The 11,045-nt window shown below is 47.9% G+C and carries 11 protein-coding genes and 1 pseudogene; 8 read left to right on the top strand and 4 right to left on the bottom strand.

Going from position 1 to position 11,045, the window contains the following annotated elements; translation table 11 throughout:
* Nucleotides 1-63: 63 nt before the first annotated feature.
* Both EAO37_RS09740 and EAO37_RS08530 read right to left on the bottom strand, forming a co-directional pair.
* Nucleotides 64-420 carry a site-specific DNA-methyltransferase gene (locus tag EAO37_RS09740; protein ID WP_240451792.1) on the bottom strand — a complete coding sequence of 119 codons (357 nt, stop codon included), beginning with the start codon at nt 418-420 and terminating at the stop codon, nt 64-66.
* Between the two features lie 34 nt (nt 421-454).
* On the bottom strand, nt 455-1,414 hold the full coding sequence (locus EAO37_RS08530; RefSeq protein WP_162983008.1) for a tetratricopeptide repeat protein: 960 nt from the start codon (nt 1,412-1,414) through the stop codon (nt 455-457).
* 74 nt (nt 1,415-1,488) lie between these two features.
* Here EAO37_RS08530 and EAO37_RS08525 point away from each other — a divergent pair, with 74 nt between their 5' ends.
* Both EAO37_RS08525 and EAO37_RS08520 read left to right on the top strand, forming a co-directional pair.
* On the top strand, nt 1,489-1,746 hold the full coding sequence (locus EAO37_RS08525) for a hypothetical protein (RefSeq protein ID WP_162983007.1): 258 nt from the start codon (nt 1,489-1,491) through the stop codon (nt 1,744-1,746).
* Nucleotides 1,739-2,218: a hypothetical protein gene (locus EAO37_RS08520; protein ID WP_120953220.1), complete on the top strand. Its 480-nt coding sequence runs from the start codon at nt 1,739-1,741 to the stop codon at nt 2,216-2,218. The genes EAO37_RS08525 and EAO37_RS08520 overlap by 8 nt, the downstream gene beginning before the upstream one ends.
* 81 nt (nt 2,219-2,299) lie before the next feature.
* Here EAO37_RS08520 and EAO37_RS08515 read toward each other — a convergent pair whose 3' ends face one another.
* Together EAO37_RS08515 and EAO37_RS08510 are read right to left on the bottom strand one after the other, a co-directional pair.
* On the bottom strand, nt 2,300-3,292 hold the full coding sequence (locus EAO37_RS08515) for an alginate lyase family protein (protein WP_120953217.1): 993 nt from the start codon (nt 3,290-3,292) through the stop codon (nt 2,300-2,302).
* 12 nt (nt 3,293-3,304) lie between these two features.
* Nucleotides 3,305-4,185 (bottom strand): annotated as a pseudogene (locus EAO37_RS08510) (aspartate carbamoyltransferase catalytic subunit).
* Nucleotides 4,186-4,200: 15 nt separating this feature from the next.
* Here EAO37_RS08510 and EAO37_RS08505 point away from each other — a divergent pair.
* From EAO37_RS08505 to EAO37_RS08480, 6 genes are read left to right on the top strand one after another with little or no spacing between them, the layout of a single operon-like run.
* Nucleotides 4,201-4,707: a hypothetical protein gene (locus tag EAO37_RS08505; protein ID WP_120953214.1), complete on the top strand. Its 507-nt coding sequence runs from the start codon at nt 4,201-4,203 to the stop codon at nt 4,705-4,707.
* Nucleotides 4,707-5,408 (top strand): TlyA family RNA methyltransferase, encoded by a 702-nt coding sequence (locus EAO37_RS08500; RefSeq protein ID WP_120953211.1) that lies wholly within the window; start codon nt 4,707-4,709, stop codon nt 5,406-5,408. The genes EAO37_RS08505 and EAO37_RS08500 overlap by 1 nt, the downstream gene beginning before the upstream one ends.
* Entirely contained in the window at nt 5,377-6,237 is an 861-nt protein-coding gene (locus tag EAO37_RS08495; RefSeq protein WP_120953208.1) for a bifunctional riboflavin kinase/FAD synthetase, read from the top strand. Before EAO37_RS08500 ends, EAO37_RS08495 begins: the two co-directional genes overlap by 32 nt.
* Before the next feature lie 44 nt (nt 6,238-6,281).
* Nucleotides 6,282-8,225 (top strand): transketolase, encoded by a 1,944-nt coding sequence (tkt, locus tag EAO37_RS08490; RefSeq protein WP_120953229.1) that lies wholly within the window; start codon nt 6,282-6,284, stop codon nt 8,223-8,225.
* Nucleotides 8,219-10,528 carry a PD-(D/E)XK nuclease family protein gene (locus EAO37_RS08485; RefSeq protein ID WP_120953205.1) on the top strand — a complete coding sequence of 770 codons (2,310 nt, stop codon included), beginning with the start codon at nt 8,219-8,221 and terminating at the stop codon, nt 10,526-10,528. The genes tkt and EAO37_RS08485 overlap by 7 nt, the downstream gene beginning before the upstream one ends.
* A gap of 17 nt (nt 10,529-10,545) precedes the next feature.
* Nucleotides 10,546-10,911 carry a hypothetical protein gene (locus EAO37_RS08480; protein WP_120953202.1) on the top strand — a complete coding sequence of 122 codons (366 nt, stop codon included), beginning with the start codon at nt 10,546-10,548 and terminating at the stop codon, nt 10,909-10,911.
* Nucleotides 10,912-11,045: the final 134 nt, after the last annotated feature.

Below are 11,045 nucleotides of genomic sequence, written 5' to 3'. Positions count from 1 at the left end.
TGATTGAGCCACCTTTTAAAACCATTCCACTTCCCGCTATTGTCCTGCACCTTGTGGATAATATCATCCCCGCGCTCTAGCCCCTGCAAACTCTCGTAAGGCGCGCACATACTCTAACACCCCTAAGTCCTTAGACGGTCTAGTGGGGCGTTCAATATTGCAAGGAGTGGGTATGTAAACATCCTTGTAGACAATGCTAGGCGCGCACGCGCTCAAAAATACTCCCATGCCAATCAGTCTAAAATCATAGACATTCCGCCCCTCAAAGTTTAATCTTTGCAAAGATGTATTCTCCTGCGCGCTTTCAAACTCTAAAGGTGGATGGGCTAAGGCGCGCTTTAAATTCTCTTTAGCGATTTTTGCATACTCCTTAGACTTCTCCTCCCCAATAAAATTAAGCCCCAAATCCACACATGCCACGCCAGTCTCCCAGAGTCTGCAAAACGATCTAGCACTACCCAATGCTCTTGCTAAGCAGTGCCCCTTCCATTTGTGCCAACTCGACATACCCCTGTGCGTCCCCCAACTCCCCTGCCTTTTTATAATACTCTTTAGCCTTATTCTCATCTACATACTTTCCCATGTTGGTGTAGGCATGGGCATTCCCCATCGCCACCGCCTTTTTGAAATACTCCATCGCTTTATCCCCATTTTCTCGGGTTGCCTTACAGCAGCCAAGATCACCTAGGATCGTCCTCGTGAGAAAATTGCCATACTCACCTTGATAAATCAACCCTAGCTCATTATAGGCTTGGCTATCCCCCTTTGCCCCCGCTTTTTCCAGCACCGCTACTGCCTTAAGATAGTATTGCTTGGCTTTTTTAAAACTACGCTCAAACCTAGAAGAACCCCAAAAATAATTGTAGCCTAGCAAAGTGTAGGCACTAAAATCGCCCATCTCCCCTGCCTTTTCAAGGTAAGACAACCCCTTTTGAAAAATTTTTTCTTCATATCTAAAACTGCAAAGAGATTCCCCAGCTTGAGTGCTAATGTAGAGTTTCCCCACTATTCTATAAATATCTGCCCTCTTTGGGCTTAACTCTAGGGCTCTGTTAGCGTATAAAAGTGCCCGTTCGCAAGCAAAAGGCTCCCCCTTGGCATTTTTTACTATTTTTCCATCTGCTACCATTTCTGCTAGCTCAAGGTAGGCATCTGCTACTCCCATTTTCCCCGCCCTTTCAAAGTATTTAGCGGCTTGTTTGTAGTCTAAATCCACCAACTCCCCATAACGATACATCAATCCCAAATGATAGATCGCCTGCGCCTCTCCCCTTTGTGCCTCTTGTTTGTAAAGTTTAAAGGCTGTTGGGTAGTCTTTCCTCTTGTAAGCTGCCTCTGCTTGTTGTAAAGTGTTGTCTTGAGCACCCAGCACACCCACCGCTAGAAACAGCATAATAAGATATTTTCTTAACATCATTGCCTCCTATTGTTTGAGAATTAAACCAAAGGACTTAAACTTTTCAGATAATTACCATAAGCTTTAGAGTGATGGGATTAGTTAAGTTGAGATTTTGCCTTGTGTGGGTGAGTTGGATTGCCCTCACTTGCGCCCAAGAAGCCACACCTATCCAAATTGATTTCCCCGGGCATGTCAATTCTGAGTGCGTTTTAAAATTTATCTCTTTGGTAGAGCATAGCTCGTTTAACTTCAAGCTGTGGGATAGCGATCATAAGGGCGTAAAGTGGCTCAAAGCGCATGTGTCTTACTACATAGACACATGGGATCAAGACCATAATCATGGCTAAATTGTATTTCAACTGGCAACAAGACCCCAAGCACTTCAAATTTTTAGGCACAGGCACCATAGGCTGGGCAAATTATGATTTTAAAACGCATAAGTTGCACGATCTAAACAGGGTTAATCTCACCTTCCCCTTAAAATACGCCCACCAACTAGAAACATGTTTAAAGTTCTGCGATGCCAGCCAAACTAAAGTCTTGCAGGCACGCTTTAAAGATCAAAACCTACAAACCCACCCCCTAAAAACCATTAGTGGCAAGAATAGGGCGTATTTTTATTCTACCCCTAATAATCATTGTAAAATCAACAATCTCTTTTTAATCCCTAGAGATAGGGTGTATCTTTTGCAACAACAAGGCACATTTGCTTTTGTCGCTTTCAGGCGTAAAAATGGGGAGATTGTTAAGTTATGGATTAAGAGTGTAGTGTATCGAGCACACCCTAGGGCATATGGAGAAAACTACCCCTATCTTTAAGACAGGGGGATTAGATGAAGTTGCCCAGTTCTAATTTTTATCCCTATGGAGGGCGACTAAAAGCATCTTGGGCAAGCTTTATCATTCTTTAGTCAAATCCTCATTAAACTGCAATCTAAAACGATCGCCTTGAAAATTACCTTGCTCAATCACCGCCTGCCCTGCTAAGCTCTTAAAATATTTGTTCAGTAACAGAAAATAGGCATCGTGATGCACGCCGATTAAGTTTGGTTGGTAATAGGGAAAACTTTTAGGATCAAGCACCCATTCTGCAACCCTTTCATAGGCTTTGAAAAGTTTTTGTGCCGCGCGGCTATGCCACAAATCAAAGCCATTTTCTGCCAGCAGTTGCCCAGCCACGCTAATGGGTGTGAGCGCAAAATGTGTGTAGGCAATGCCTTTAATGCCCTTAGTGGGTCCGCCATTGTAGTTAGCTGTGTTGGAGCGCACAATCTCTTTTGCCATTACACCATTTTCATCAACGGCGTTTAAAATCCACTCTTGCCATTTATCCGCCATTTTTGCCAGCAGATTGCCATCGTGGGTAACAAGGGCACCACTCACACCCAAAAGGATAGCCCAAGCCCCGATATTATTGTCTTTATTCAAGCGGGCATAGGCTAATGTGTCTCGCGCAAAGTGCTCAAATAAAGGGCTAGGAAATTTTGTGCGCATGAAGAGATATGCCATATTCATATAGGGCATATAAAAGTTAATGAGATTTTTAGCCTCCTTAGAGCCCACCACTTTTAGGCTCTGCGCCCACTGCTCTAAAATCTCTTGCGCTCTTTTGGCGTATTCTGCTTTCCCACTTGTCAAGAATCCTAAAGCCAAATCATAGGCTAGAGTGGCGGATTTTTTAAACTCCGCACTGCATGCATCGGCTTTTCTCTCACCTGTTGGCGTGTAGTGGGGCAAGGTATTAAGTTGCGCGCATGTGTGGATTTCTTTTTTAAGTTTTCGTTGCAAATGGATGGCATGCTCTAAATGGCTAGAGTGAAAATCTCTAAAAAAATAGGGCGTGGCTTGCAAAGTGCTTAAAAAATACAGCCCTAAGAGGATTATTTTTTTCATCGTGCGATGGTTTTAAGCAGTAAGTAGACTCTCCATCAATGCCATGCGCAAAAATACACCCAGCTTGACTTGTTGGAGCACCAAAGAGCGCGGATCGTCTAAAAGCGCGTCTTGTATATCTACATTGCGGTGCACGGGACCGGGGTGTAAAATAGGGATGGGACGATCCTTAAAACGCGCGCGTGTCAAACAAAAATCCTTAGCGTAGTCTTTGAGCGATCCATAGGTTTGCAGGCTATGCCTCTCAGTTTGGGTGCGCAACCCCATCACCACATCCGCGCTTTCTAACGCCTCTGCTAAAGAATGCGTGCTAGGGTGGGAGGTGGGGGGCAAGAAGTGGGGGGGGCGACTAAGAGAATTTTCATCCCAAAGCGGGGCAGTAACTCCATATTGCTATTAGCCACGCGCGAGTTTTTAATATCCCCCACGATGGCGATAGTTTTACCCTCTAAATCGCCCTCAAAGTGGTTATAAAGCGTGAGCAAGTCTAACAGGGCTTGGGTGGGGTGGGAGAGCGTGCCACTCCCAGCATTGATAAAGGCGCATTTTAGATGTTTGGCAAAATAGGGCGCAGAGCTGGAGTGGTGATGGCGTGTGATGATCAAATCCACCCCCATTGCCTCAATATTATGCAAGGTGTCTAGCAGGCTCTCGCCCTTGCTAGTCGAGCTTTTTTGCACATTAAAGACGCTAAAATGCGCTTGCAACCTAGAGGCAGCCACTTGGAAGCTGGCGATCGTGCGGGTGGAGTTTTCAAAGAAAAGGGCGATGATATTTTTATGGGCTAAATTAGCCGGTCTAGCCTCTTGGCGCAAAAGGGTGTTAGCGCGTCTTAGAAGGGCTAAAATTTCGCTATTATTAAGGTCTTTGGTGTGGGTGAATTGGGTTAACATGCAGGGATTTATAACATGGGCAGAGTGTTTTTACACTTAGGGGTGTTGTTGCTAGGGCTCATAGGGTGCACAGACAATTTTGCGGACGCATATAAACCAGATTTTTTAGCCGAGCAACGCACACAAGCCACGCGTAAGGGTGAGATCATTGTCAATTTACGCCCCATTTTAAGCGCGCTGGCTACCCATCTCAATGATGTAGACCCCATAACCTACCACTCTAGAGAGTTTTTCTTTGTGGAAATCTTCACCCAAGATTCGAATTATTTGGATAATGACGCGATTAGCTACCAACTCTATGGGATCAAGAGGGTAGAGACCCCAGCGTGGGTGCGCGAAATCTCTAAAGAAGAGTTTGACAGCGTGTTATACACCACCAACAAATACGCGCGCGGGTTTTTGCTAGCCTTTGACAAACTCGATCGCGCGTCTGAAGAGGAGGCTAAATTGCAGATGGATATTGAAGGGCTGGGTACGATCATCTTTAACTTTGCCTACAAAGTGCCCGCCCCCGCCTTTTAATGCGCTTGGATCAATATTTGGTGTTGCTAGGGCTAGCCCAAAGTCGATCGCAGGCAAAGGATTTAATTATACAGGGCAAGGTGGCTAGCGGGGGGCAGGTTTTACGCAAGCCCAGTTTAGAAGTCTCCCCTTGTTTAGAAGTGCAATTACTCCAAAGGGTGTTTGTGAGCCGTGCGGGCGAAAAACTATGGCATTACTTGGAGTGTCATCCGCTGGATTGCAGGGATAAGGTGATCTTAGATGTGGGCTCAAGCAAGGGGGGGTTTGCGCAAGTCTTGCTAGAAAAGGGGGCTAAAAAGGTGATCTGTGTAGATGTGGGGTCTAACCAGTTAGATGCGCGCTTAAGAGAAGACCTGCGCGTGCGTGTTGTGGAGCATTGCGACATCCGCGCCTTTGTGCCCACAGAGAATTACGACTTACTGACCTGCGATGTGAGTTTTATTTCTTTGAGTAAAATTTTAAAAACATTGTGTGCCTTGAGCAAGGAGGCGTTATTGCTTTTCAAACCCCAATTTGAAGTGGGGATTAAGGCTAAACGCAATAAAGCGGGTGTGGTGTGCGATGAGAGGGCAATTAACATGCGTTTGCAGGAGTTTTTAACAGAGATTAGACTCTTGGGCTGGCGTGTGTGTGCGCTGGAGACTTCACAGATCAAAGGTAAGGCCGGGAATGCAGAAATTTTTATCCATATCCAAAGATGAAACGAGTTTAAGTCTAGCCATTGGGAAATTTGATGGGGTGCACTTAGCGCACCAACGCCTATTAAACACGCTAGGAACTCATGGCGCGGTCTTGGTTGTGGAGCGTGTAAAACCACTCATGGCTTTAAGCCCCCTAGAGGAACGCGCGCGCCTGCTAGAGCGCTACGCCCAGCGCATTTACTTTTTACCCCTAGAAGACGCCCAAGGCATTAGCGCGCTCGAATTCATCGCCCTCTTGGAAACCAAGTTCCCTAACTTGCAAAAAATCGTGGTGGGCTATGATTTTAAATGCGCGCAGGGGCGATCGATGGGAGTGGAGCAAATGCGCGCCCTCTTGCCTCCTAGAATCCAGCTCCAAGTTATGGAAGCCATTAAAATCAAGGGGATCGCCTTGCACTCTTACCATATTAAGGAGTGTATCCAGCGAGGCGATGTGCGCCTAGCCCACCAATTCTTAGGCCGCCCCTTTAGCTTGCAAGGGCATATCATCACCGATCAAAACCTAGGCAGCTCCCATCTCTACCCTACCCTAAACCTCAACACCCAAGCCCTGCAAACCGAATTACTGCCCCACCCGGGGGTTTATATCACCAATGTGCCTCTTGCCAAGCAATGCACACGCGCGGTGAGTTTTTTAGGGCATCGCTTGAGCACAGATGGCAAAATGGCGTTTGAAACCTATATTTTAGATCGCCATATCCACATCCCCCCCTCTGTGTTGCGCGTGTGTTTTTTAAAGAAAATCCGCGACAACCGCCACTTTGGCGATTTAGCCGACCTCAAAGCCCAAATTAGCCAAGACATCGCGCTAGCGCGGGAGCTAGATTAAGAGCAAGTTTGCTAACATGGGGGCATTTTTCTAAAGGTTTTTGCATGGATACTAGGCTGACAGAGCAGGATTTACCCCTCTTACAGACTTGCGCGCAAACCCTGCGCTTTTTGAGCGCGGACATGGTGCAAAGGGCTAATAGCGGACACCCCGGCGTGGCGATGGGCTTGGCGGAGGTGGGGGTAGTTTTAGGGCGGCATGTGCGCCTTAATCCCAAAAACCCGCATTGGCTCAACCGGGATCGCGTGGTGTTTAGCGGAGGGCATGCCAGCGCGTTGGTGTATGCGCTCTTGCATCTATGGGGTTTTGATCTAAGCTTAGAGGATTTAAAAGCCTTTAGACAGCTTGATTCTAAAACCCCCGGGCATTTAGAGTTTAAGCACACCCCGGGCATAGAGATCACCACCGGACCTTTAGGACAGGGTTTTGCTAACGCGGTGGGTTTTGCTCTAGCAAGCAAGATCGCCCAAAACTTACTGGACACACGGAGTATTAACCACAGGGTGTATTGTCTGTGTGGGGATGGGGATTTACAAGAGGGGGTAAGCTATGAGAGCGCGTCCTTAGCCGGGCATTTAGGGCTAGATAATTTGATTGTGATCTATGATAGCAATGCGATCACCATTGAGGGGGGCACCAACTTAGCCTTTAGCGAAGATGTGCGTGCGCGTTTCAAGGCACAAAACTGGGAGGTGCTAGAGGGCGATGGGCATGATCTCTTAGAGATGGATCGCCTCTTGATCCGTGCTAAAGCCACTACTAAGCCCACTTTAATCATTGCTAAAACCACCATTGGCAAGGGAGCGCTTGGGCTAGAGGGGAGCGCAAAAGTGCATGGCGCACCTTTAGGGGCTGAGGTGTTAGCACGCTCTAAGCAGGCTTTGGGTTTGAGCGGGGAATTTGTGATCCCCGCGCAAGTGGCGCGCGCGCTCAATCTGCAAAAAAAGGGGCAAGCCTTAGAGTCAGAGTGGCAAAGCTATATTCATAGCCAGCCCGATCTAAGCGCGCGCATCGCCCACTTGCAGGCTAAAGACTTCTCTAAAGTCCAATACCCCACTTTTGAAGTGGGCAAAATGATCGCCACGCGCGCGAGCAATGGCGCGATTTTAAACGCCTTGAGTGAAAGCTATTTAGGCTTTTTGGGGGGGAGTGCCGATCTTGCCCCCTCTAATAACACCCATTTAAAAGCCCAAGCAGATTGTTTGCCCCCCCATTTTGGGCATAATCTGCATTTTGGCATTCGCGAGCACGCTATGGGGGCTATCAACAATGCTCTAGCCAATTACGGCTTATTTGTGCCCTTTTGTGCGACCTTTCTTGTCTTTAGTGATTATCTAGCCCCCGCTTTGCGTCTAAGCGCGCTGATGGGCAATCAAGTTTTTTACATCTTTACCCATGATAGTATCGGGGTGGGTGAGGATGGTCCTACCCACCAACCCATCGAGCACTTGAGCCATTTAAGAGCCTTGCCCAATTTCTATGTCTTTAGACCGATGGACGCACATGAAAATGTGCGCTGTTGGCAAGTAGCCTTATCTTTAAATAAACCTTGCGCTTTTGTGCTCTCACGCCAAAACTTACAGGTGCGCGCCAATATGCCCCTAGAGAGTGTGCAAAGAGGGGGATATGTAGTGTGCGCCCACTCTAACCCTAGTATCACTTTAGTGGGCAGTGGGAGCGAAGTTAGTCCCTGTTTAGAGGCGGCGCAGATTTTAGCCAATCAAGGCGTGGGGGTGCAGGTAGTCAGCGTGCCCTGTTTTGATCTACTCTTAGAACAAGATAAAACTTATTTAGAAAGCTTGTTTAAAGGTAAGGTGTTAGTCGTTGAGGCAGGGCGGGGGCTAGAGTGGGGACATTTTGCTCACAGCGTGCTGGGCATGGAGAGTTTTGGCAAATCCGCCCCCGGAGATGTGTTATTTAATCACTTTGGCTTTAGCGCGCACAATATCGCTAAGCGTGCGCTAGCTTTGTTAGAAGAGCCATGTTAGATTTAAATACCCCCCCTATTTTATATGTCTTTAGCAGTCGGCGCGCTTGCAACGCCTTTTATGCCAAACAACCCGAGGGGTTTTTGCCCACCACTTGGAGCGTGCAAGAATTTTATAGCCAAATCAGCTTTGTAGAGGGGTTGGTTAAAATCCCTGAAAGTGTGCGTCAAGTGCTCTTGATGGAAGCGATTAAAGAGGTGGCTAAAGAGGGCGCGCTTATAGAGGGGCTAGTCGTCTTTGAACAGAGTTTTTTGGGTTATTTAGATGGGAGCGCGTTTGTGGCGCACTTCTTCAATGAATTAGCCAAATTTGGCGTTAGCATGGATCAAATCCCCACCAAAGACATCTATGGAGACTATGAAAACCACCTAGCCGTGCTAAAGCGCATTGGGGATTGCTACCAAGCGATCTTAAAGCAGTTGGGCTATTACGATGCGATCTTGGGCGCGCGCCCTACTTTGCTAACCCCCGTGCTTGAAAAATTCGCGCGCATAGAATTTTATTTAGAAGGTTTTTTGAGCGCGCAGGAACAAGAGATGCTATACCAGATCGCCAAGAGCGTGCCTTTGATCTTGCATGTGGACTGTGATCGTTACAACAAACATTTTTTGCACTTCTTGGGTTTGGACTTACAAGAGGAGTATAGCTACTCGATTGACTTGCAAGCCAAGCTCCGCCAAGAACCCTCCATTATCAAAGCCCACCCCCAAACCCCCTTGGATGTGCAGACTGTGCGGCTTTATAATTTCAATGGGCGTTTGGATCAAGTGGGGCTGGCTTTATGCAGGGTGCAAGAGTGGCTAAAAGAGGATTTAGACCCCAGCACCCTAGCCATCATCACCCCCAGCGCGCAAATCCTTGGCGCTTTAAAACTTTTAGACTTGGGGCATAATCTCAATTTTGCGCGCGGGCAAGAAGCCAAAGAAGTCTTTACCCCCTATTTCAATGCCCTAGAGGCTTTAAAAGCTAGTTGGCAAACTCTGCCTCCCACTTGCGCCAATCCCTTACAAACCCTCCAAGAGCGCTGTTCACATCTTTTGCAAACAACACCTATCCAAGCCAAATCCAAACTGGTCGCCTTTTGTCAAGAGTTTTTTGAAACCTACGCGCGCATCGCGCCCACCTTGCGGCACTACAGCACCCTAGACCTCTTAGAACTCTTCATGCGTGCCTTGCAGGATTTGCGTGTGGATGATGTATCTGGGGGCAAGATCAAGGTGTTAGATGTCCTAGAGTGCCGGGGGCTTAGTTTTGATCGCGTGGTGATCTTGGATTTTAACGATCGCCTAGTGCCCCACATCAAAGATAGCGATCTCTTTTTAAACACCCTCACACGGCACGCCTTAGGACTACCCACCTTGCAAGATAAGCAAAACTTGCAAAAACATTACTACTACCAACTCATCAAGCACAGCACGCACACAGACATCGCCTATAGTAGCGCAAACAACGCCATTCCCTCTAAGATGATCGCCCAATTAGGCTTGGGCGCGTGTTTAAGCACGCTTGAGGGGGCGTTTACACTCTTTTTAAATGCGCGCCCCTTAGCGCATTTGCAAGAAAGCTACATAGAGACCTTACCCCAAGATTTGGGCTTGAGCGCTTCTAAACTTAGAGATTTTCTTGATTGCAAACGGCGTTTTTACCTCAAGTATGTCAAGCAACTCACCCCCCCACCCCAAGAGGGTGTGAATCAAGGCTCACTCTTGCACCACGCTCTGCAAGCCTATTACAACTCGGAGGTCTATAGCCACACACACGCCCCCATCAACGCGCAAACTCTGCTGGAGAGTTTGCAGGCTTTGCCAAAGTGGGGTGCTCTGAGCGCGCTGGAGCGATTCAAAATGGAAGTGGTGGTGCGCAAACTTTCGAACTTTTTTGCGTGCGAAGAAACATTGTTGCAAGAAGCGCAAGTGGTGGCGTGCGAAGAGAAATTTGAAACCAGCTTTGCGGGCTTCGCTTTCACGGGGATTATCGATCGCCTAGATTTATGCGCCGATGGGACTTACCGCTTGCTAGATTACAAGTTTAAAAGCCAAGTCGCCCCCAAAGATCAAGACTACCAATTAGCTATTTACACTCTGGGCGCGCGCGCGCTAGGTTACCCCCAAGATCGCCTACGCGTTTATTTCTACGACTTAAAAAAGGGCAGCTTAGTAGAAAAGAGCTCTGAAGAAATCGCAGGGGATTTAGACGCGTTGCAGGCATGCTTGCAAGAGTGTCAGGGGGTCATAGAGTTTAGCCAAACTCTAGATCGCAAAACTTGCCGTTTTTGCCCCTACACGGACATCTGCGGGATTTAGGAGGGCTCATCAAATTAGTGTTTGGTATTCTTTATGCGTTCCTAGCCCTCTTGATGCTAGCCACTTGCTTAGGACACAGTGGTTTGGCTGGGGCGTGGGGAGCTTATTTGGCGCACTTGAATGTGGCGTATTTTGGTTACTTAGCCTATGGCGATGCGCTTTATCTAGGGCTTATGTGCGCCTTGGCGCGCCAAGCGAGTTTGCGCGCCTTAGAAATCTTGTTCTCCAGCCTATTGTTGTTTTTAGCCCTCTTGTTAGCCCAAGCCCTGCTATGGCACAAGGGGATCGTGGGGCGCGCGCTCCTAGAGGTGCTAGAAGCGCATATTGGTGTGGTGGGGGGGTGGCTGGTGGTGTTAGGCTTGGGGGGGGTATGCGCTCTTTAGCTTTGCGCCCCATTGGAGTAAACGCGCTTTGGCGCGTGCGCGCGCGCTCTGTTTAGACTTACCTCGATATTATGCCCGCTTGCGCGCCTGGACCCAAGACAAATTTGAACGCCAGCTCCCCCCTTTGAACCCTT

Source organism: Helicobacter sp. L8 (assembly GCF_003660355.1).
Lineage (GTDB): Bacteria > Campylobacterota > Campylobacteria > Campylobacterales > Helicobacteraceae > Helicobacter > Helicobacter labacensis.
This window is presented reverse-complemented; position numbering and strand designations above follow the sequence as displayed.

What these genes read in the sequence shown, in the direction of transcription:
- EAO37_RS08485 (WP_120953205.1), top strand. Translation starts at nt 8,219, where the DNA reads ATGTTAGATTTAAATACCCCCCCTATTTTATATGTCTTTAGCAGTCGG.
- EAO37_RS08525 (WP_162983007.1), top strand. Translation starts at nt 1,489, where the DNA reads ATGGGATTAGTTAAGTTGAGATTTTGCCTTGTGTGGGTGAGTTGGATT.
- EAO37_RS08520 (WP_120953220.1), top strand. Translation starts at nt 1,739, where the DNA reads ATGGCTAAATTGTATTTCAACTGGCAACAAGACCCCAAGCACTTCAAA.
- EAO37_RS08495 (WP_120953208.1), top strand. Translation starts at nt 5,377, where the DNA reads ATGCAGAAATTTTTATCCATATCCAAAGATGAAACGAGTTTAAGTCTA.
- EAO37_RS08505 (WP_120953214.1), top strand. Translation starts at nt 4,201, where the DNA reads ATGGGCAGAGTGTTTTTACACTTAGGGGTGTTGTTGCTAGGGCTCATA.
- EAO37_RS08530 (WP_162983008.1), bottom strand. Translation starts at nt 1,414, where the DNA reads ATGTTAAGAAAATATCTTATTATGCTGTTTCTAGCGGTGGGTGTGCTG.
- EAO37_RS08500 (WP_120953211.1), top strand. Translation starts at nt 4,707, where the DNA reads ATGCGCTTGGATCAATATTTGGTGTTGCTAGGGCTAGCCCAAAGTCGA.
- tkt (WP_120953229.1), top strand. Translation starts at nt 6,282, where the DNA reads ATGGATACTAGGCTGACAGAGCAGGATTTACCCCTCTTACAGACTTGC.
- EAO37_RS08515 (WP_120953217.1), bottom strand. Translation starts at nt 3,292, where the DNA reads ATGAAAAAAATAATCCTCTTAGGGCTGTATTTTTTAAGCACTTTGCAA.